The sequence below is a fragment of the Maribacter sp. genome, assembly GCF_049667165.1.
Classification (GTDB): Bacteria; Bacteroidota; Bacteroidia; order Flavobacteriales; family Flavobacteriaceae; genus Maribacter_A.
On the sequence record NZ_JBATHS010000213.1, the window covers coordinates 1 to 20,965 of the forward strand.

General features: G+C 41.5%; 20 protein-coding genes and 1 tRNA gene. 13 read left to right on the forward strand and 8 right to left on the reverse strand.

Features of this window, described 5'->3' with window-relative positions; all coding sequences use genetic code 11:
* The 3 genes from WBM98_RS10555 to WBM98_RS10565 all read left to right on the forward strand — a co-directional run.
* Positions 1-915: DegT/DnrJ/EryC1/StrS family aminotransferase (locus WBM98_RS10555; RefSeq protein WP_424365985.1), on the forward strand; the 915-nt coding region annotated here is incomplete at its 5' end.
* A 42-nt stretch (positions 916-957) separates the two neighbouring features.
* A complete protein-coding gene (gene galE / locus WBM98_RS10560; RefSeq protein WP_424365986.1) occupies positions 958-1,974 on the forward strand; it encodes a UDP-glucose 4-epimerase GalE in 1,017 nt (338 codons plus the stop codon).
* 136 nt (positions 1,975-2,110) lie between these two features.
* Complete coding sequence (locus tag WBM98_RS10565) at positions 2,111-2,467, forward strand: hypothetical protein (RefSeq protein ID WP_424365987.1); 357 nt, start codon at positions 2,111-2,113, stop codon at positions 2,465-2,467.
* Here the strand turns inward: WBM98_RS10565 and WBM98_RS10570 are convergent.
* Positions 2,464-2,964 carry an alpha-ketoglutarate decarboxylase gene (locus WBM98_RS10570; RefSeq protein WP_424365988.1) on the reverse strand — a complete coding sequence of 167 codons (501 nt, stop codon included), beginning with the start codon at positions 2,962-2,964 and terminating at the stop codon, positions 2,464-2,466. The genes WBM98_RS10565 and WBM98_RS10570 overlap by 4 nt on opposite strands.
* Before the next feature lie 217 nt (positions 2,965-3,181).
* Here WBM98_RS10570 and WBM98_RS10575 point away from each other — a divergent pair, with 217 nt between their 5' ends.
* Both WBM98_RS10575 and odhB read left to right on the forward strand, forming a co-directional pair.
* Positions 3,182-5,977, forward strand: coding sequence for a 2-oxoglutarate dehydrogenase E1 component (locus WBM98_RS10575; protein ID WP_424365989.1), 2,796 nt, complete (start codon positions 3,182-3,184; stop codon positions 5,975-5,977).
* Positions 5,978-6,005: 28 nt separating this feature from the next.
* A complete protein-coding gene (gene odhB, locus WBM98_RS10580) occupies positions 6,006-7,220 on the forward strand; it encodes a 2-oxoglutarate dehydrogenase complex dihydrolipoyllysine-residue succinyltransferase (RefSeq protein WP_424365990.1) in 1,215 nt (404 codons plus the stop codon).
* A 47-nt stretch (positions 7,221-7,267) separates the two neighbouring features.
* Here odhB and WBM98_RS10585 read toward each other — a convergent pair whose 3' ends face one another.
* The gene (locus WBM98_RS10585) at positions 7,268-7,708 is read right to left on the reverse strand and encodes a retropepsin-like aspartic protease (RefSeq protein WP_424365991.1); all 441 of its coding nucleotides are present in this window, start codon (positions 7,706-7,708) and stop codon (positions 7,268-7,270) included.
* Positions 7,709-7,744: 36 nt separating this feature from the next.
* Here WBM98_RS10585 and WBM98_RS10590 point away from each other — a divergent pair, with 36 nt between their 5' ends.
* From WBM98_RS10590 to WBM98_RS10625, 8 genes are all read left to right on the forward strand, one after another.
* Positions 7,745-8,512 (forward strand): TatD family hydrolase, encoded by a 768-nt coding sequence (locus WBM98_RS10590; RefSeq protein ID WP_424365992.1) that lies wholly within the window; start codon positions 7,745-7,747, stop codon positions 8,510-8,512.
* A gap of 5 nt (positions 8,513-8,517) precedes the next feature.
* Positions 8,518-9,546, forward strand: a complete 1,029-nt coding sequence (locus tag WBM98_RS10595) for an asparaginase (protein WP_424365993.1) — start codon at positions 8,518-8,520, stop codon at positions 9,544-9,546.
* A gap of 68 nt (positions 9,547-9,614) precedes the next feature.
* A tRNA-Ser gene (locus tag WBM98_RS10600) sits at positions 9,615-9,702 on the forward strand.
* 77 nt (positions 9,703-9,779) lie between these two features.
* Complete coding sequence (locus WBM98_RS10605) at positions 9,780-10,529, forward strand: MotA/TolQ/ExbB proton channel family protein (RefSeq protein WP_188313191.1); 750 nt, start codon at positions 9,780-9,782, stop codon at positions 10,527-10,529.
* Positions 10,530-10,553: 24 nt separating this feature from the next.
* Entirely contained in the window at positions 10,554-10,985 is a 432-nt protein-coding gene (locus WBM98_RS10610; protein ID WP_424365994.1) for a hypothetical protein, read from the forward strand.
* Between the two features lie 10 nt (positions 10,986-10,995).
* Positions 10,996-11,607 (forward strand): ExbD/TolR family protein, encoded by a 612-nt coding sequence (locus tag WBM98_RS10615; protein WP_424365995.1) that lies wholly within the window; start codon positions 10,996-10,998, stop codon positions 11,605-11,607.
* Positions 11,608-11,626: 19 nt separating this feature from the next.
* Positions 11,627-12,109, forward strand: coding sequence for an ExbD/TolR family protein (locus WBM98_RS10620; protein ID WP_424365996.1), 483 nt, complete (start codon positions 11,627-11,629; stop codon positions 12,107-12,109).
* A gap of 216 nt (positions 12,110-12,325) precedes the next feature.
* Positions 12,326-13,063, forward strand: coding sequence for a porin family protein (locus WBM98_RS10625; RefSeq protein WP_424365997.1), 738 nt, complete (start codon positions 12,326-12,328; stop codon positions 13,061-13,063).
* A 77-nt stretch (positions 13,064-13,140) separates the two neighbouring features.
* Here WBM98_RS10625 and WBM98_RS10630 read toward each other — a convergent pair whose 3' ends face one another.
* From WBM98_RS10630 to pyrH, 6 genes are all read right to left on the reverse strand, one after another.
* Entirely contained in the window at positions 13,141-13,746 is a 606-nt protein-coding gene (locus WBM98_RS10630; protein ID WP_424365998.1) for a hypothetical protein, read from the reverse strand.
* Positions 13,746-15,203, reverse strand: coding sequence for an RNA polymerase factor sigma-54 (gene rpoN, locus WBM98_RS10635; RefSeq protein ID WP_424365999.1), 1,458 nt, complete (start codon positions 15,201-15,203; stop codon positions 13,746-13,748). Before rpoN ends, WBM98_RS10630 begins: the two co-directional genes overlap by 1 nt.
* Positions 15,204-15,243: 40 nt before the next feature.
* A complete protein-coding gene (gene asnS / locus WBM98_RS10640; RefSeq protein ID WP_424366000.1) occupies positions 15,244-16,677 on the reverse strand; it encodes an asparagine--tRNA ligase in 1,434 nt (477 codons plus the stop codon).
* A gap of 240 nt (positions 16,678-16,917) precedes the next feature.
* Positions 16,918-19,317, reverse strand: coding sequence for an efflux RND transporter permease subunit (locus tag WBM98_RS10645; RefSeq protein ID WP_424366001.1), 2,400 nt, complete (start codon positions 19,315-19,317; stop codon positions 16,918-16,920).
* Positions 19,318-19,532: 215 nt separating this feature from the next.
* Entirely contained in the window at positions 19,533-20,090 is a 558-nt protein-coding gene (gene frr / locus WBM98_RS10650; RefSeq protein ID WP_424366002.1) for a ribosome recycling factor, read from the reverse strand.
* A 44-nt stretch (positions 20,091-20,134) separates the two neighbouring features.
* A complete protein-coding gene (gene pyrH / locus WBM98_RS10655; protein WP_424366003.1) occupies positions 20,135-20,842 on the reverse strand; it encodes a UMP kinase in 708 nt (235 codons plus the stop codon).
* Positions 20,843-20,965 lie beyond the last annotated feature (123 nt).

Sequence of the window (20,965 nt, forward strand, 5' to 3'; positions counted from 1 at the left end):
ACCGCGGATTTCACTTTTGCCGCTACGGTCGAGGTCATAGCATTGCTTCAATTGACACCCGTTTTGGTCGATGTGGAAAAGGATACGTTCAATATCGATATTGCTGCCGTTGAGCGGGCTATTACCCCAAAGACAAAGGCTATAGTGCCGGTTCACCTCTTTGGTCAATGTGCCAATATGGATGCCATAATGGAATTGGCAAAAAAACATGGTTTGTATGTTATTGAGGATAATGCCCAAGCTATTGGTGCTTATTACAAAGGTAAGGACGGTTCAAAACAAAAAGCAGGAACCATAGGCCATATAGGTGCTACTTCATTTTTTCCTTCAAAGAACTTGGGGTGCTATGGGGATGGGGGTGCCATTTTCACCAATGATGATGCCTTGGCACACACCATACGGGGTATTGTGAATCATGGAATGTATGAAAGATATCATCATGATGTCGTAGGCGTTAATTCCAGGCTCGACTCCATTCAAGCTGCCGTATTAAGGACAAAACTTCCGCTATTGGATAGTTATTGCGATGCCCGGAGAAAGGCGGCAAGGGCTTATTCCAAGGCCTTTGAAGGGCAGGACCATATCGTTGTTCCCGTAACCGTGAATAATTGTGGGGAGATTTGTGCTACTTGTGATTGTCATGTCTTTCATCAATATACCTTGCGAATCACAAATGGAAAACGGGATGCTTTGGTAGCACATTTAAACCAACAACAGATTCCTTGTGGGGTATACTACCCTATTCCATTACATAAACAAAAAGCATATGCGGATGAGAGGTATAAGGAATCCGATTTCCCTGTTACCAATGAATTGGTTAAGGAAGTAATCTCACTTCCCATGCACACAGAACTCGATAAAGAACAGATAGACTATATTACGGATACTATTAGCGGTTTTGTGAATGGTGAATAAGGGGTTATTACTAGATTTGCTAACCTAACTAAACGAAAATAGATGAAAATACTGGTTACCGGTGGCTTAGGATTTATAGGCTCCCATACCGTTGTAGAACTTCAGAATGAAGGATATGAAGTCGTGATTATCGATGATTGCTCAAATTCCTCGGAAAAAGTCCTGGATGGCATAACAGCTATAACAGGTAAAAGACCCTTGTTCGAAAAACTCGATTTAAAGGAAAGATCAAAAGTTGAGGATTTTTTCAAAAGACATACCGACATAGCCGGGGTTATTCATTTTGCTGCTTCAAAGGCGGTGGGTGAAAGTGTTGAAAAACCCCTCTTGTATTATGAGAACAATATCGGTACCCTAGTGTATCTATTGAAGGAATTAGCAAGGAAATCGAACTCCAGTTTTATATTCAGTTCAAGTTGTACGGTATATGGGCAGGCCGATAAAATGCCAATTACCGAGGATGCTCCTGTGAAAGCTGCAGAATCCCCCTATGGGAATACCAAACAAATGGGAGAAGAGATTATTCGCGATACCTGTAAGGTCACGCCTAATTTAAAGGCTATTGCACTTCGTTATTTCAATCCTATGGGTGCCCATCCCAGTGCTGAGATCGGGGAGTTGCCGATAGGAGTTCCGCAAAATTTAGTGCCCTTTATCACTCAAACGGGAATAGGGTTAAGAGAACAGTTGTCCGTGTTCGGAGATGATTATCCTACCCCTGACGGTACTTGTGTCCGGGATTATATTTATGTGGTCGATTTGGCCAAGGCCCATGTAATTGCCCTTCAAAGACTATTGGCAGGGAAGAACAAGACCAATTATGAGGTGTTTAATGTAGGTACGGGTAAAGGCAGTACGGTTCTTGAAGTCATAAAGAGTTTTGAAAAGGTATCCGGAAAAAAGCTCAATTACAAAATTGTCGATAGAAGACCAGGGGACATCACCTCGGCTTATGCCGATACGACCCTTGCCAATAATGAACTTGGATGGAAAGCACAGTACTCCTTGGATGAGGCCATGAAATCGGCCTGGGATTGGGAGCGAAAAATCAGGAGTTGATTTATGGATTGAAGTATCCCCTTCAGTAGCCTTGGGAGCGACATTGGTTTCTTTCATTACAGGTTTGGCAATGCCATGCCCACTAAGGCACTGGTGATAAATAAACCAAAAACGCGTTATGAAACGTATTTAGTTTATGAAACTTGATTTTCCAAACAGTACAGCCCTTTTGACCAAGGCACAGCAAGAAAACCTGTACGGCAAACTGGTTTTGCAGATAAAAAAGGATTTCAACCTAGCCAATATCCCTATCGATTTGGCCAATGATGTTTCCCCGGATAATTTACGGGTCTTGCTACATGAGAAAATCTATTACCTGATCATGGAAAAATTTACGGAATACCTCAATTTATTATATATAGTCGATGTTCCCGAAAAAGTGTTCAAACAAATACAGGTGACCGATGTCGTTGAGGTTGCCGAACAGGTTTCTTTATTGGTCCTCAAAAGGGAACTTCAAAAAGTATGGTTGAAATCCAAGTATCCCTCTTAAAAATATAGGCGTACAAAAGGCATCAGGGCATTGGTGTAAATACTTTTATTGTCATCATATAACACATCGTATCGCAGACCAAAAGTTACATTTCGATTGCTATACCCAATACCAAGAAAAAGGGCGGGTGACCAATAATTATCCTCCAAATCCCCTCCTTCAAGAGCATATGTCCTGTTGACCCTGAGTTGTTCCCATTCGGTGGATAGTTGAATGAAAGGTATGGGATTGTATAAGCTCAAAATGCTGCCACCATAGGCAAGAAGTCGATCGTCATCAAATTTGGCATAATTGAAATTAAGACTGACCCCGGTCGCGAACTGCTCATTTATTTGATAAATTGCGCTTGGAGCTATTGAACCGTTGAAATATCCGTTCGAAAAACCCAAACCGATGCCGCCACCAAAACGCACATCGTTCCAGAAATTCGAAGGGGAAGTCTGGCTGCTGGCCGAAAATGCAGCAAGAAATAAAAGCCCAAGAATATATTGTTTCATTTTGTGATGTTTTTATGCTTATTGTTGATTGATTGTGCTTTTTAAGCAATATATCATATTAAGATACGCTTAGATATGCGAATTATTGTATTTTTGGTGTGGTTTTGTTATCGAAACCGTATTTGAAATCTGGGAAAGGATATTCCCAGATAAATAAGGAAGAATTGATCTCGTCACCCGGCGGGATTTGTTTCTTATAATAAGATAGAGCACGTACATGGATAAATATTCCTTTTTAAATGCGGCGCATACTTCATATTTCGCAGAAGTATACGACAGATATCTGACGGATCCCGATAGTGTTGAACCCAGCTGGAGAGCTTTTTTCCAAGGTTTTGATTTTGGGGTGGAAAGCGCCTGTGATGAGGTTGATGTTTCAGTTCAAAATGCCACAGAGGTTGGGGGCGTTGTTACTAGTGGTGCAGGGTCCGAACAAATGCACAAGGAATTTCAGGTAGTTCGATTGATCAATGGATATCGGAGTCGAGGTCATCTGTTTACAAAGACCAATCCGGTTCGTAAGCGCAGAACCTATGTGCCGACCCTTGATATTGAACACTTTGGACTAGGTTCTGAAGATTTGGACACCCAATTTACGGCAGGTGAGATTATCGGGTTGGGGCCAAAGACCCTGCGGGAGATCATTGAACATCTGCAACGGATTTATTGCGATGCCATAGGGGTTGAGTATATGTATATTCGTAAGCCTGAACTTGTGGATTGGATACAGAATTGGATAAATGTCAATGATAATCATCCAGATTTCAACAGGAATCAAAAAAGTCACATTTTAAAAAAACTGAATCAGGCGGTTTCCTTCGAAGGTTTTCTACACACCAAATATGTGGGTCAGAAGCGGTTTTCCCTTGAGGGGAACGAGTCGTTGATCCCTGCCTTGGATGTCATTGTTGAGCGAGCGGCCGCAATGGGCGTTGAACAATTTGTCATGGGAATGGCCCATAGAGGAAGACTTAACGTCCTCACGAATATTTTCGGCAAATCGGCTAAGGATATTTTTAGTGAATTTGACGGTAAGGATTATGAACAAGAGATCTTTGATGGTGATGTGAAGTACCATTTAGGATGGACATCCGATCGTAAATCCGATAATGGCAATAAGATCAAGATGAACATCGCACCCAACCCTTCCCATCTCGAAACCGTAGGAGCCGTGGTTGAAGGTATCGTAAGGGCCAAACAGGATGCACATTATAATGATGATTTTTCTAAAGTATTGCCAATCGTTGTCCATGGCGATGCGGCTATTGCAGGTCAAGGTATAGTGTATGAAGTTGTGCAAATGGCGAAACTCGACGGCTACAAGACCAATGGAACGATACATATAGTAGTCAACAACCAAATAGGTTTTACCACCGATTATTTAGACGCTAGGACTTCAACCTATTGCACCGATGTGGGGAAGGTGACCCTAAGCCCTGTTTTGCACGTAAATGCGGACGATGTGGAGGCCGTTTGCCATGCGGCGTTGTTTGCATTGGAATATCGCATGCGTTTTGAATCCGATGTCTTCATCGATCTACTTGGTTACAGGAAATACGGCCATAATGAAGGGGATGAGCCCAGATTTACACAGCCTTTATTGTACAAGGCCATCGCAAAGCATAAAAACCCAAGGGAAATCTATGCCGAGAAGTTGATCGCTGAAGGTGTTATAGAAGAAGGTTTTATAAAACAGCTGGAAGAAGAGTACAAAGCTACTTTGGAAGAAGAATTGGAAGATTCAAGAAAGGAAGATAAGACGATCATAACACCCTTCATGGCCGATGAATGGAAGGATTTTGAAGCCGTACGTGAATGGGAGATGCTAGACGTTGTCGATACGGCTTATGATAAGGATAAATTGACACAAATAGCCAAGGTACTTACTGAACTGCCTGAAGACAAAAAGTTTTTAAGAAAAGTGGTAAAACTGGTTGATGACCGAAAGAAAATGTTCTTCGATACCGATAATCTGGATTGGGCCATGGGCGAACTATTGGCCTATGGGTCACTTCTCGAAGAAGGTTATGGGGTGCGCATGTCAGGGCAGGATGTCGAAAGAGGAACCTTCTCGCACAGGCATGCCGTAATGAAACTTGAGGATAGTGAAGAAGAGGTAATGCTCTTGAACCATATCTCGAAAAACCAAGGCACCTTCCAAATATACAATTCATTGCTTTCTGAATACGCTGTTGTAGGCTTTGATTATGGGTACGCCATGGCGAGTCCCCATACCTTGACCATTTGGGAAGCCCAATTCGGCGATTTCAGCAACGGGGCCCAAATAATGATCGACCAGTATATTTCTGCGGCAGAGGATAAATGGAAATTGCAGAACGGATTGGTGATGTTATTGCCCCATGGGTACGAAGGTCAGGGTGCCGAACATTCTTCAGCACGTATGGAGCGGTATTTACAATTATGCGCTAGGGACAATATGTTCGTGGCGGATGTTAGTACACCGGCACAAATGTTCCATATCTTGAGGCGGCAGATGAAGGTGAACTATAGAAAGCCATTGATTATCTTCACGCCGAAGAGTCTGTTGCGACACCCTAAGGCCGTTTCATCCGTCGATGACTTCACTTCCGGAAGATTCCATGAAGTACTGGATGATGTTTCCTGTACTGTAGATAAGGTAAGATCTCTGGTATTCTGTACGGGCAAATTCTATTATGACCTCTTGGCCGAAAGGGAGAAATTGAACCGGGATGATGTGGCTCTGGTCAGGATAGAACAACTATTTCCTTTGCCTGTCGAACAAATAGATGCTATATTGAATAAATATAGTAAGGCTGATGATGTGGTTTGGGCACAGGAGGAACCTCGGAACATGGGTGCCTGGAGTCATCTTATGATGCATTATGAGGGGGCTCGGAAGTTGAGGGTGGCATCGAGAAGATATTATGCCTCACCGGCAGCGGGAAGTGCAGTACGCTCCAAAAATAGGCATCAACAAGTGTTGGATTATGTTTTTGATAAGAGCAAGGACAATATGACAAGACCTAAATAAAAGAATTAAAACACTTAATAGTAGAAGAATGATTTTAGAAATGAAAGTCCCTTCACCGGGAGAATCAATTACCGAGGTCGAGATTGCGGAATGGTTGGTTGAAGATGGCGATTATGTGGAAAAGGACCAGGCAATCGCCGAAGTTGATTCGGATAAGGCCACCTTGGAACTCCCTGCGGAAGCCAGTGGAACGATTACCTTAAAAGCTGAAGTTGGGGATGCCGTTGAAGTAGGGGCCATTGTGTGTTTGATCGATACGTCGGCTGCAAAACCAGAAGGAAGCTCCTCTAAAAGCGCGGAACCTAAAGTAGCGCCCGCCGAAAAAGCAACACCCAAAGTGGAATCAAAAGAGGAACAGACCTATGCAACGGGTAGCGCTTCACCTGCGGCCAAAAAAATACTGGCCGAAAAGAATATGGATACTACCACTATAAAAGGTACGGGTAGGGATGGCAGGATCACCAAAGAAGATGCCGTAAAGGCTGTGCCTTCCATGGGAACCATGCCGCCTGGGGGAAAACGTGGTGAAACGCGTTCCAAGCTTTCCATGTTGCGTCGAAAAGTGGCCGAACGATTGGTTGCCGCCAAAAATGAAACGGCCATGTTGACCACGTTCAATGAGGTGGACATGTCCCCAATTTTTGAATTACGCACGAAGTACAAGGAAGATTTTAAGGAGAAGCATGGGGTTAGTTTAGGATTTATGTCCTTCTTTACCAAGGCTGTTGTACGTGCTTTGGATATGTTTCCGTCGGTGAATTCCATGATCGATGGCAAGGAGATGATTTCCTATGATTTCGCCGATATCAGTATCGCGGTATCGGGTCCCAAAGGATTAATGGTACCCGTGATTCGAAATGCGGAGAAGTTGACTTTTAAAGGGGTTGAGGCTGAAGTGAAACGTTTGGCTATTCGGGCCCGGGAAGGCGAGATCACGATTGATGAAATGACCGGTGGTACATTTACCATTACCAATGGGGGCGTATTTGGATCCATGTTATCCACCCCGATAATCAATCCACCACAAAGTGCGATTTTAGGAATGCACAACATCGTAGAGCGACCTATTGTCAGAAATGGTGAAATAGTTATTGCACCTATTATGTATGTTGCCCTTTCTTATGACCATAGGATCATCGATGGGAAAGAATCGGTAGGTTTCTTGGTTGCGGTAAAAGAAGCATTGGAAAGTCCAGAAGAATTGCTAATGGACAATGATGTAAAAAAGGCGTTGGAAATGTAATCCCGGGATAATCCATACCAACAATAAGGCTCGAATCTTTTCGAGGCTTATTGTTTTAGGTACACACAGGATTTTCCATAGTCGATGATCGCTTTGGATTTTTTGAGCACATCGGCACCGATGATGCCATCCACAGGTAAGGCGTCGTGGGTGGTAAGTGCTTCGTTGACATGTGTTAGGTCAAACAATACAATTTTTTGCTTTCGTTTGCCCCATTTGCCTATTTCAATGGTATTTTTGGTAGATATCAATGTTTTCATATTGGTGGCCCCTGCCCCAGCGGCCTTGATCTTGGATTCCTTTGAAACAAGATTGAAGAATTCAATTTTATCGAAACCTATACATGTATTTGAGGCCCCTGTATCTAAAATAAATCGGCCTGAAATGCCATTGATTTTGGCAACAACCTCAAAATGGTTCGTTGCGGTAAATACCAAGGGCACATGAATGTAGTTTTTCTTCCTTAAAAACTTTTTGAGGCTCAACATCTAATTTTTTGCCAAAGATAAGGCTATTTTTGTTCTATGGTTTTGACAGATACACACACGCACCTCTATAGTGAGGCTTTTGACGACGATAGGGACGAGGTGATACAAAAGGCGCTAAAGAACGGGGTAGAGCGGTTTTTTATTCCTGCCACAGATTCTACCTATACCGATGCGATGTTTGCTTTGGAAAAGGCCTACCCAGATCATATGTTCTTGATGATGGGGCTGCATCCCACACATGTGAAGGAAAATTATTTGGAAGAGTTGCATCATGTCGAGGATCACTTGTCAAAAAGAAAGTTTTATGCCGTTGGGGAAATTGGGATCGATCTCTATTGGGACAAATCATTGCTAAAAGAGCAACAAGAGGCTTTTCGATATCAAATCAGATTGGCCAAAAAGTATGGTTTGCCCATAGTAATTCATTGCAGGGATGCCTTTAATGAAATATTTGAGGTTCTTGAAGGTGAAAAAGGGGAGGGGTTATACGGTATTTTCCATTGTTTCACAGGCACGCCTGAGCAGGCAAAAAAAGCAATTTCGTATAATATGAAATTAGGCATTGGGGGAGTAGTGACCTTTAAAAATGGTAAAATCGATACGTTTTTGAACGCATTGGATATAAAGCATATTGTCTTGGAAACCGATGCGCCTTATTTGGCACCGGTCCCCTATAGGGGAAAAAGAAATGAAAGTGCCTATATTATCAATGTAGTCGATAAATTATCGAATATTTATGGTTTGGACGCCAAGGAGATTGCCCGTATCACCACGGAAAATGCCAAAACGGTGTTCGGAATTTGATCTAGATGAATAAACAATCAAACATATTATTGATCTATACGGGGGGTACCATCGGTATGGTCAAAGACTATGCTTCGGGATCGTTAAGGGCCTTTGATTTTAAAACCTTGATGAAGAACATTCCCGAGTTGAACCAATTGGATTGTACGATTGAAAGTGTTTCTTTCGAAACACCTTTGGATTCATCGGATATGAATCCTACGCATTGGGTCAGGATCGCCGAAATTATAGAGGTTAATTACCCCGATTATGATGGGTTTGTGGTTTTGCACGGCAGTGATACTATGAGTTACACGGCCTCGGCGTTGGGGTTCATGCTCGAAAATTTGTCAAAGCCGGTTATCTTTACGGGTTCCCAATTGCCCATAGGGGATTTACGAACCGATGCCAAGGAAAATCTCATCACATCCATTCAAATCGCCGCACTACAAGAAAAGGGCAGGCCAGTTATCCAGGAAGTTGGCCTCTATTTTGAATATAAGCTCTATAGGGGGAATAGGACCACAAAAATCAATGCCGAACATTTCAGGGCATTTGATTCCCCGAATTATCCAGCCCTGGCCGAAAGCGGGGTACACTTGAAAGTATTCAATGAATACCTTAGAAAACCAAAGGAATCAAAAAAGCTCAAGGTGCATAAGCAAATGGATACCAATGTGGCCATTTTGAAAATATTTCCTGGACTGAATGAATCCGTATTGAACAGTGTACTCAATATTCCCGATTTAAAGGCGCTGGTTCTTGAGACCTATGGGGCAGGAAACGCTCCTACCGACAAATGGTTGTTGCAAAGCCTGAAAAAAGCCATGGATCGAAATTTGCATCTTGTGAATGTAACCCAATGTTCTGGTGGCAGCGTTATCATGGGGCAGTATGAAACCAGTAAGGCATTGATGCAGATGCAAGTAATTAATGGTAAGGATATTACGACCGAGGCGGCCATAACGAAGTTGATGTACTTATTGGGCGACAAGGTTTCCCCAAAGTTGTTCAAAACGATTTTTGAAACATCGTTGCGGGGAGAAATGCAATAAAAAATAACGGTTTAAATTTCATTACTTGATTATTTTTTTGTTAATTGGCCAACCTTTAAGGCTAAACTAGAGAGGTGGCCGAGTGGTCGAAGGCGCACGCCTGGAAAGTGTGTATACACCAAAAGTGTATCGAGGGTTCGAATCCCTTCCTCTCTGCAAAAAAATTACTTTTATTGTCATGTTTTTTTTTTATCTTTAACCCTATATACTAACTAAATTTAAGTTTGAAAGAAATGAAAAAATTATTCTCTACCCTAGCAGTGGCTGGGTTATTTGTAGCAGGTACAAATACGGTAAGTGCAAACGTTGCTTCAGCAATGGTTGCCGTTCAGGATGCGGCTCCAGAAGCTAGCAAAGGATTTACACAGGTTTTAAAGGAAATGTTCATAACAGGAGGTGCCGGTTTCATGGGGATCGTTCTTTTATGTTTGATTCTTGGATTGGCAGTTGCCATTGAAAGAATCATCTATTTGAATATGGCCACAACCAATACGACCAAACTAAAGCAACAAGTTGAGGACGCTTTGGCTTCCGGTGGTGTTGAAGCGGCTAAGGAAGTTTGTAGAAATACAAAAGGTCCTGTTGCCTCAATCTACTACCAAGGTTTGGATAGAGCAGGTGAAAGTGTTGAGTCTGCCGAAAAATCAGTCGTAGCATATGGCGGAGTTCAGATGGGTCAATTAGAGAAAAATGTTTCTTGGTTGTCTTTGTTTATCGCTATTGCCCCGATGCTTGGTTTCATGGGTACGGTAATTGGTATGATTCAAGCCTTCCAGAAAATTAGTGCAGTAGGTAACTTGAGTGCCTCATTGATTGCAGGTGATATTCAGGTGGCATTATTGACAACGGTATTTGGTCTTATTACGGCTATCATACTTCAGATCTTCTATAACTACATCATTGCAAAAATAGATAGTATTGTCAATGATATGGAGGATTCATCAATCTCATTGATTGATATGTTGGTGGACCACAAGAAATAAGTCGGACTTAATACAAATTGTATCATGCATAAATTTTTAAAAATATTTTTGTTAATTATCGGTATTATCTCTGCGATACTCTGGTACTTGTTGCCAGAAAAGGATATGCCAATCGCAGAAGCTGCCCAAAGCGGGGCGATGAACACCATGTTCATGATTACGTACCTTTTATTGGGGATAGCCGTAGTCGCTAGTTTGGTGTTTACGTTGAAGAACCTTTTCGCTAACCCTGCAGGTTTAAAGAAAACCTTGTTTGTGATCGGTGGCTTTATATTGGTAGTAGTGATTTCCTATATATTGGCTAGCGGCACGGATGTTTCCGATGATTATATGGCGATGTCAAGTGAAAGTACAGTGAAGAAGATAGGAATGGGACTTAATGTGTTCTTTATTCTTACCGTAGTGGCGATTGTTGCCATTGTCTTACCTGGAATTAAAAGAATGTTCAGTAAATAAATAATAAACTATGGCTAGAAGAGCAGGAGCACCAGAGGTAAATGCTGGATCTATGGCAGACATAGCTTTCTTACTATTGATCTTTTTCTTGGTTACGACAACCATTGAGACAGATGCAGGTTTGGATCGTATGTTGCCACCAATTGAACCGCCCAAAGATGTTGAGGTTGTTATTAAGCAAAAAAATATCTTTCAGGTGAACATCAATAAAAATGGACAGTTATTGGCCGATGAGGAATTGATAGATCTTAAACAATTAAGGGCAAAGGCCATGGCCTTTTTGGACAATGGTGGTGATGGTACTTGCACATATTGCAAAGGAAAAAAGAATTCGGAGTCTTCTGATAATCCTACCAAAGCTATTATTTCCTTGAAGAATGATAGGGAAACCAAGTATGGGACCTATATAACGGTTCAAAATGAATTGGTCGGGGCCTATAATGATTTACGTAATAGGGAATCACAACGTTTATTTGGTCGAGATTTCACCGATATGGAAGCAGAGTATCTAAATCCTGAAACGGCCCAAAACATTAAAGATGATCTGAAGGACAAGGTGAAGAGAATACAGGATTTGTTTCCTCAGAAATTGTCAGAGGCAGAAACTTCCACCGCGAATTAATAATATCTAAAGCTAAGCTATGTCTAAATTTAGTAAGAAAAAGAGTGGGGAACTTCCACCAGTATCTACGGCATCTTTACCCGATATCGTTTTCATGTTGTTGTTTTTCTTCATGACGGTAACAGTTATGAAGGACAGTTCGTTAAAGGTGGAAAATGTACTTCCGAATGCGAATGAGGTTAAGAAGTTAGAGAAAAAAGATCGTGTGATTTATATTTATGTAGGGAAACCTACCCAAGAATATCAAAAAGTGTTCGGTACTGAACCGAAGATCCAACTTAATGATAAGTTTGCGAACCCTTCAGAGGTTGGAGATTATATCTTGGCCGAAAGAGCGAAAAAATCACAGGAATTACAAAATGTTTTGACCACTGCCCTTAAAGTGGATAAAAATGCCAATATGGGATTGATATCTGACATTAAGCTGGAACTGAGAAAAGTAAATGCACTGAAAGTGAATTATACCACCTATGAAGGTGATGCTTTTAGGAATTTACAGTAAATACATTTTTTCAAACTTTAAAAACGCCCTGATTTAAGTATCAGGGCGTTTTTTATTTCCTTAAATTTACTCCCAGGAAAGTAGCATGACGCTTGTCGATATCTATTTATCGAATGCATTGAATACCTGTGCATCAATCCGGTTTATATGTATATGTCTATTTAAACCAAGATCAAAGTGGCCGGTATATTCATAGTTTTCATAAAGTACTAAATCTTGAGATTCAATATGGGGGGAACACAGATGGGACGATTGGTTTTTGGGTGGCTTTTGATAAGTTCATTTGGCGTTTATGCCCAAACGAATCAGGAATTGGATGCTGGGGACCCAAAGTACCTTGAAGATCAATTTTATTTGGGGATCACATATAATTCACTTCTCGATAAACCGGCCGATTTTACCCAAAGAAATCTTTCCTATGGACTACAGGGAGGAATCATTAAGGATATGCCGCTCAATACCGAACGAACCTTTGCACTTGGCATAGGGCTTGGTTATGCCGTAAACTCCTATTACTCCAATCTGTGGGCCTCGGAAACTTCTGGGGGTGTCGAATATAGCATCATAGATGGGGACGTGATACTTGTTGGGGATCAATCGATAACGGTAAAAAGAAACAAGATTGAAACCCATTTGATAGAAGTGCCCCTGGAATTTCGATGGCGAAATTCCTCGCCCACGGAATACAAGTTCACCAGAATCTACGCCGGTATGAAATTCGGATATATTTTTTCGGGGCGATCCAAACTGGTCACTACTTCTGACAAATCTTCCTTTGAGAATCAGGATATCAGGAAGTTTCAATACGGTCTCATGCTTAATTTTGGTTACAATACATTCAACGTGCATATCTACTATGCCCTAAGTAATCTTCTTGAAGATAATGCTACTGTCGCCACTGAAAGCCTTCAAGTGAAACCCTTGCGCATTGGGTTTATATTCTACATTCTATAACGGGATGAGGTGATTCACGGTGTATATGGAATTTGATGCATTGGCAATGGGTTGCGACTGCTGAAACTGTTGTGAGGTCACAACCAATATTTGACCGTCAATAATTGGGAAATCACCCCTACGCAAAGCCCGATTACCAACTCTGCCCTGCTATGGGCGTTGAGGTATAGTCTCGAAGTGGCAACAAGACCCATGGCAAGAATAAAAAGACTTAGGGCAATGGTAATATTGATTTCAAAATGAATGCTGAGATTGATCAAAAACATAAACAAACTGCCCATGCCCATCAAGTGTATACTACTCTTGATCTTGAAAAAGAGGAGAATAATGGTCGCGAATGTAGCGCCTAAGAATCCTACAAAATAAAAATACAGTTCGATGACATAATTATTGGGAATGACCTTATAGACAATCATGAGCAAAAGGACAAGGTTGATATACAATGGGTACTTCCGTTCTTTTAAGGTGGGTAATTCAGCGGAATTCACATAACCTATGTTCTTTAGAATAAGAAAGCTTATTATGGGTATAATGACCGTGAGAATAAAAATCGGCAATATATTACCGCTCTGTAATTCCAGTGGACTATATTTCGGGGTAATGATGAAATAAGCGAAGGTTCCAGCTATAGGAACGATAAGAGGGTGAAAGATAAAGGAAATTGCTTTTTGAAAAAATCTCATTAAATCTGTTTACGCAATCTTGCTACGGGTAAGCCTAATTGTTCGCGATATTTGGCTACTGTTCTTCGTGCTATGGGATAGCCTTTTTCTTTTAAGATAGCCGCCAGTTTATCGTCTGTAAGTGGTTTTTTCTTGACCTCATCGGCGATGACCGTTTCCAAGATCTTTTTTATTTCCTTGGTAGATACATCCTCGCCTTGTTCATTTTTCATCGATTCGGAAAAATAATCCTTTATCAATTTTGTCCCATAGGGTGTATCGACATATTTGCTGTTCGCAACTCTTGATACTGTAGAAACATCCATGTTTATTTTATCTGCTATGTCCTTAAGGATCATAGGTCGAAGATTGCGTTCATCGCCGGTCAGGAAATATTCTTCTTGATATTCCATAATGGCATTCATCGTAATGAATAACGTTTGCTGTCTTTGTTTAATGGCATCTATAAACCATTTGGCAGCATCCAATTTCTGTTTAATGAACATGACCGTATCCTTTTGGGATTTCGATTTTTCCTTGGAATCCTTGAATCCCTTGAGCATATTATTATACTCTTTCGAGACATGCAGTTCCGGGGCATTTCTTCCATTCAGAGTTAGATCTAATTGCCCATCTATGATTCTGATGGCGAAGTCGGGCACGACATGTTCTACCATACGATTATTGCCTGCATATGATCCGCCGGGCTTTGGGTTCAATTTTTCAATCTCCCCGATGGCATCCTTCAGTTCATCTTCTGTTATATTGTGCTTTTGCAGAAGTTTTTTGTAATGCTTTTTGGTAAACTGTTCAAATGATTTTTCCAAAATCGCAATAGCCAATTCAATATTGGCATTCATTTCCTTTCGCTTTAATTGGGTGATAAGGCATTCTTCCAATGAACGCGCACCAACGCCAGGGGGATCCAAGGACTGAACTATCCTTAAAACCGATTCGATGGTCTTCTCATCGGTGTAGATGTTTTGGGTAAAGGCCAAATCGTCCATGATATCGGTCAATGGCCTTCGTATGTACCCACTTTCATCAACACTGCCTACCAAGAACTCTGCAATACTCCATTCTTCATCATTTAGATAAACAGTATTCAGTTGACTCAATAAATATTGATTGAAGGATATTCCAGCAGCATAGGGCACACTCTTTTCATCATCATCGGCACTATAGTTGTTCGACTTGGTGCGATAATCCGGAATTTCATCATCACTTAGGTAGTCATCTATATTGATGTCATCGGTATTGATGTTGTCACTGTCAAGTTCACTGTCATAGGGCTCATCGAATTCATCCTCTATGGTATCGCTTTCCTCCTTACCCCCTTCTAAAGCGGGATTTTCCTCCATTTCCTGTTTTAGACGTTGCTCAAAAGCCTGCGTAGGCAATTGTATCAATTTCATCAACTGAATTTGCTGGGGAGAAAGTTTTTGCGATAATTTGAACTGTAAGTGCTGTTTGAGCATAAGGATTGTTTATCTGCCTTATAAAGTTAACAATTTCAGATTAGAACTCCGCATTCTGCGGTGTCCTAGGGAAAGGAATTACGTCGCGGATATTTCCCATACCCGTGGCGAATTGTACCAATCGCTCGAAGCCAAGACCAAATCCGCTATGAACGGCCGTACCAAACTTCCTAAGATCGAGATACCACCATAATTCGGCTTCGTCAATGCCCAAGGCCGCTATTTTGTCCTTAAGTACGTCGAGGCGTTCTTCACGTTGTGAACCACCTACGATTTCCCCAATACCTGGAAAAAGAATGTCCATGGCCCTAACCGTTTTGCCATCTTCGTTCAACCGCATATAAAAGGCTTTTATCTTAGCCGGATAATCGAACAGTATTACAGGGCACTTAAAATGTTTTTCAACCAGATAACGTTCATGTTCGCTCTGTAGATCCGCTCCCCATTCTTCAATTGTATATTGGAATTTTTTCTTTTTGTTCGGCTTACTGTTTTTTAAAATGTCAATAGCTTCCGTATAGGTAACCCGTTTGAAATTATTTTCACAAATGAATTTCAATTTCGCTATCAATGCCATGTCACTTCGCTCGGTCTGAGGCTTTGATTTTTCCTCATCCAACAGTCTTTGCTCTAAAAATCGCAAATCTTCCTCACAATGTTCAAGGATGTAATTGATGACGTTTTTAATGAAATCTTCGGCTAAATCCATGTTGGCATCAAGGTCATAAAAGGCCATTTCCGGTTCGATCATCCAAAACTCCGCTAGGTGTCGTGAAGTATTTGAGTTTTCTGCCCTGAAGGTAGGGCCAAAAGTATATACCTTGCCCAAGGCCATAGCATAGGTCTCGGCTTCCAATTGTCCAGATACGGTCAAGTTAGTTTCCTTGCCAAAAAAGTCTTTCCTATAATCGACCTCACCCGCTTCGTTCAAAGGTGGTTTCTTGTCATCCAAGGTGGTTACCCTGAACATCTCACCGGCACCTTCCGCATCGGATCCAGTAATGATCGGTGCATGAAAATAATAGAAATCATGCTGTCTGAAATACTGGTGTATTGCAAATGCCAGTGTGGACCGCACACGCATAATCGCTGAAAAAGTATTGGTCCTTATGCGTAAATGGGCCTTTTCCCGTAAGAATTCCAACGAATGTTTTTTAGGTTGAATGGGGTAGGTGTCAGGATCAGCGATACCATGAACGATGATATCCTCTACCTGTATTTCTACACTTTGTCCCTTACCCTTACTTTCGACCAAGGTGCCGATTATTTTCAGTGCGGCACCGGTATTTATTTGATTTAAGATGTCTTCCTTTATATTCTCAAAGTCAACAACACATTGAATATTGTTTATGGTTGACCCATCGTTAAGGGCAATAAACCGATTGCTTCTAAAGGTTCTGACCCATCCATTCACCGTAACTTCCTGGAGTTTGGGTGCCATTGTAAGCAGTTCTTTTATGCTTGAAGATTTCATTTTTAAACCAGATAAAATTAAAAGGGCAAAGATAGCCTTTTGGACAAAAAGAAGCGAGTATGATATATATAAAACAGGAAGAATGGTGTTTTATTCGTCGTTTACCCCAAATATGACTTTACCCTTTGGGTAAGATGAACAGAAAAGGAGGTGAACGCGCCCTATTGTTTCATGGATATACAATACAGGGGAAATGAAGTAGGGTTGATTCCTTGGAAGAGATCCTAAAGGTGCACGATGTTAGTCTTCTTCATTAATGTTATCTTCCTCTAAAGGCAGAATATCGATTTGGGGTTCGCGTAAAACCTCTTTGTTGGCGATACTGCGTTCCAAGGATAGTAATAAGGATGGAAGCAATATCAGGTTCGCCAACATGGCGAACAACAAAGTTGCCGAAACCAATGCTCCCAAGGCCACGGTACCACCAAAGTTTGAAATGACAAAAACCGAAAATCCGAAGAAGAGAACAATGGACGTGTAGAACATACTGACCCCGGTTTCCCGCAAAGCGGCATAGACCGATTTTTTGATTTGCCAACGATTCGCGGTAAGCTCTTGACGGTATTTGGCTAAAAAGTGTATGGTGTCATCGACAGAAATACCAAAGGCGATACTGAATACCAAAATGGTCGAGGGTTTTATGGGGACCCCGACAAAACCCATGACCCCGGCCGTAATCACTAAAGGCAATAAGTTTGGGATCAACGAAATGACGATCATTCTGAATGATCTGAATAGAAAGGCCATGAAAAGGGCAATCAAGAAGATGGCAAAGGCCAAGGAAAGGACGAGGTTCTTTACCAGATATTTGGTCCCTTTTAAAAACAACAGGGCGCTTCCGGTCATATAAACGGTATATCTATCCGAGGGGAATAATTTTGCGATATGTTCATTTAGCCGCGCTTCTATATCTTCCATACGGTCTGTCTTCACATCTTTCATAAAGGTGGTTATCCGCGCCACTTGACCTGTACTGTCGACAAAACTTTTTAAAAGATTGCCCTCACCCGATGATTTCCGGGCCGCATCCATAATGAAGTTGTTTTCTTGGGTTGTCGGTAATTGATAGTACTTCGGGATGCCATTGTAAAAAGCCTGTTTGGAATATTTTATGAGATTAACGACGGAAACCGGCTTCGATAATTCTGGGATTTCATCGATGACCGTACTGAGCTGATCTATTCTCTTGAGGGTTGCCGGCCTTAGAACTCCCTTGGGCCTTTTCGTGTCCACAACGATTTCTACGGGCATGATGCCATCGAATTCCTTTTCAAAGAAACGGATATCCTTAAAAAACTCGGCTTTTTTGGGCATGTCCTCTATCGGGCTTCCCGATATGTTTATTTGATAAATCCCAATAATACTAACGACCAATAGTACAATCGAAGTCACATATACAGTGATGCGCTTTTCACGCACGATATGCTCCATCCAATTGACAAAGCCATCAATCCATTTTTTATTCAAATGTTTTAGGTGCTTCGTTTTGGGCAAGGGCATAAAACTGTAAACAATGGGTATGATCAGGAGAGATAGAATAAAGATACCGATGATGTTGATGGAAGCAACGATACCAAATTCCTTCAATAATTTGCTGTCGGTTATGATAAAGGTGGCGAAACCGGAAGCTGTGGTGATATTCGTCATTAAGGTCGCATTTCCAATTTTGGAAATCACTCGTTGCAGGGATAATGCCTGGTTTCCGTGCTTTTTAACCTCCTGCTGGTACTTATTGATCAAAAATATACAGTTCGGAATACCGATGACGATGATCAAAGGGGGAATCAAAGCGGTAAGTACGGTTATCTCATACTGCAGTAATCCTAAAACACCAAAGGCCCACATGACACCAATGATAACCACGAACATGGATATGATAGTCGCACGAAAGCTTCTGAAGAATAAAAAGAAGATAAAGGAGGTAACACCAAGTGCTGCCAATATGAATTTACCGATTTCATCGATGATATTCTGCGAATTCATGGTTCTGATGTACGGCATACCGGATACCCGTATATCCAGTCCGGTTTCATCTTCAAAACTCTCAATGAGATGGGTGATGTCTTCTAAAATAAAATCCTTGCGAACAGACGTGTTCACAATATCCTTGTCTAAGTAGATAACGGTTCGTAGGGTTCTACTTTGCTTATTGTACAGTAGATTGTCATAAAAAGGAAGGTCATTGAACAGATGGTTTATGATCGAATCAACGTCTTTCTGGGTGTTGATCTCTGTTTTTATCAAGGGTTCAAGGACGAATTTTTGATTGTTTGGGTCCTTTACCAATTCTTGTAGGTTGTCAGTAGAGATCACAAAATCAACTTCAGGGAATGCACTGAGTTGTTTGCTGAGCTTATTCCATCTTTTAAAGTTGTCAGGGGAGTAGAGCGCACTGTCCTTTACGGCAAAGACCACAGCATTGCCTTCTTCGCCGAACTGGCGCAAAAAACGCTGATATTCGATATTTACAGGATGATCATCGGGCAGTAGGTTGGCTTGCGAATTACTGAATCGCATGTTATCCCATTGCATGGCCAAAAAGAAAGTTAGGCCGGCAATCAAAAATAAGATTAGGATCCGATTTCTCAGAATCAACCGGGCAACCTTTTCCCAAAAGCCATGTGTAAGTTTAGCAACCATTTTAATCTTGGGGAAGGATCGTGTTTCTTCCCAGCACTAAGTTCTATTTAAACTCCACCATGGAGCGGGATCTTATTTTTCTTAAACCACTGCAAATGTAAAGAATGCAAGGCTCTCTTCCTAAATTGCAGCTATTAAATAAAGGGGAATGTGTCAAGGAAGCAGTAAGGCGACCCAGGGTCGCCTTACTGCTATTAAATACTCTGGCCTGTGCTTTATACCTTCATTATTTCTGCCTCTTTGGCCGATAAGAACGTATCGATTTTCAGGATATAAGTATCGGTAAGATCCTGAACATCCACTTCTCCATTCTTTTTTGCATCTTCGGATACATCCTCTAGATCCCGTATTTCCTTATTGGCTTCCTGCCGGGCATTACGTACGCCAACTTTTGCATGTTCAGCCTCAGCCTTGGCTTGTTTGGCCAATTGAATTCGACGCTCCTCGGTCAATGGGGGGACATTGATGATGACCATATCGCCATTGTTCATGGGGTTAAATCCGAGATTGGCATTCATGATTGACTTTTCTATTTCCTGCAACATGGATTTTTCCCAGGGTTGAACCGATAGGGTTCTTCCATCGGGCGTGTTGATATTTGCCACTTGGGACAATGGGGTTTTTGATCCGTAATATTCGACCATTACGGAAGATAACATCGAAGGATTGGCCTTCCCTGCACGAATCTTTATAAATTCCTTTTCTAGGTGGGCAATAGCTGCCTCCATACCTTCCTTGGCAGCATCTAAAATGAATGTAATTTCTTCGTTCATAACCTAAACTTTAATAATCAATAGTAGCACAAAATGTACCAAAACTACATATTTACTTTCGTACCTATATTTTCTCCGTCGAGAACCCGTAGGAGGTTTCCTTTCTTGTTCATATCGAAGACAATGATCGGAAGTTCGTTTTCATGGCTCAGCGTAAAAGCGGTGGTATCCATGACTTTCAATCCTTTTCTAAGAACGTCGTTAAAGGAAATGGTATCGAATTTGGTTGCATCTTTGTTTTTTTCAGGATCGGAAGTATAAATGCCATCGACCCGGGTTCCTTTTAGGATAATATCAGCCTCAATTTCTATGGCACGTAGAACAGCGGCGGAATCTGTAGTGAAATAGGGGTTTCCTGTTCCTCCTCCAAAAATGACCACCCTTCCTTTCTCCAAGTGGCGCATGGCACGTCTACGGATAAAGGGTTCGGCTACCTCATTTATTTTGATGGCTGATTGTAAACGGGTTTCCACGCCTTCGTTCTCCAAAGCACTTTGGAGTGCCAGACCATTTATGACTGTGGCCAGCATGCCCATATGGTCACCTTGAACGCGATCCATCCCATTACTGGCCCCGGCGAGACCCCTAAAAATGTTACCGCCGCCAATGACAATGGCCACTTGCATGCCTTTATCAACAACTTCCTTTATTTCCTTAGCATATTCAGCGAGTCTTTTGGGGTCAATACCGTATTGTTTTTCGCCCATTAAGGCCTCACCACTTAGTTTTAAAAGTATTCTGTTGTATTGCATGCGCTGTTATTGTTTCCAACAAAAATAATCAAAAAACTTATGAAATAGTTCACTTACTAGGTATAATGAACACGGCATTTATTTCTTGCTGAAATGTCATAAAAAAACCACCATACATTGTGC

Bases quoted from the DNA above. Each gene is read 5' to 3' on its own strand.
- galE (WP_424365986.1), top strand. From the start codon at position 958: ATGAAAATACTGGTTACCGGTGGCTTAGGATTTATAGGCTCCCATACC.
- frr (WP_424366002.1), bottom strand. From the start codon at position 20,090: ATGAACGAAGAAATTACATTCATTTTAGATGCTGCCAAGGAAGGTATG.
- WBM98_RS10570 (WP_424365988.1), bottom strand. From the start codon at position 2,964: ATGAAACAATATATTCTTGGGCTTTTATTTCTTGCTGCATTTTCGGCC.
- pyrH (WP_424366003.1), bottom strand. From the start codon at position 20,842: ATGCAATACAACAGAATACTTTTAAAACTAAGTGGTGAGGCCTTAATG.
- rpoN (WP_424365999.1), bottom strand. From the start codon at position 15,203: ATGCTCAAACAGCACTTACAGTTCAAATTATCGCAAAAACTTTCTCCC.
- odhB (WP_424365990.1), top strand. From the start codon at position 6,006: ATGATTTTAGAAATGAAAGTCCCTTCACCGGGAGAATCAATTACCGAG.
- WBM98_RS10585 (WP_424365991.1), bottom strand. From the start codon at position 7,708: ATGTTGAGCCTCAAAAAGTTTTTAAGGAAGAAAAACTACATTCATGTG.
- WBM98_RS10645 (WP_424366001.1), bottom strand. From the start codon at position 19,317: ATGGTTGCTAAACTTACACATGGCTTTTGGGAAAAGGTTGCCCGGTTG.
- WBM98_RS10620 (WP_424365996.1), top strand. From the start codon at position 11,627: ATGTCTAAATTTAGTAAGAAAAAGAGTGGGGAACTTCCACCAGTATCT.
- WBM98_RS10630 (WP_424365998.1), bottom strand. From the start codon at position 13,746: ATGAGATTTTTTCAAAAAGCAATTTCCTTTATCTTTCACCCTCTTATC.
- WBM98_RS10595 (WP_424365993.1), top strand. From the start codon at position 8,518: ATGAATAAACAATCAAACATATTATTGATCTATACGGGGGGTACCATC.
- WBM98_RS10610 (WP_424365994.1), top strand. From the start codon at position 10,554: ATGCATAAATTTTTAAAAATATTTTTGTTAATTATCGGTATTATCTCT.
- WBM98_RS10615 (WP_424365995.1), top strand. From the start codon at position 10,996: ATGGCTAGAAGAGCAGGAGCACCAGAGGTAAATGCTGGATCTATGGCA.
- WBM98_RS10590 (WP_424365992.1), top strand. From the start codon at position 7,745: ATGGTTTTGACAGATACACACACGCACCTCTATAGTGAGGCTTTTGAC.
- WBM98_RS10575 (WP_424365989.1), top strand. From the start codon at position 3,182: ATGGATAAATATTCCTTTTTAAATGCGGCGCATACTTCATATTTCGCA.
- WBM98_RS10605 (WP_188313191.1), top strand. From the start codon at position 9,780: ATGAAAAAATTATTCTCTACCCTAGCAGTGGCTGGGTTATTTGTAGCA.
- asnS (WP_424366000.1), bottom strand. From the start codon at position 16,677: ATGAAATCTTCAAGCATAAAAGAACTGCTTACAATGGCACCCAAACTC.
- WBM98_RS10565 (WP_424365987.1), top strand. From the start codon at position 2,111: ATGAAACTTGATTTTCCAAACAGTACAGCCCTTTTGACCAAGGCACAG.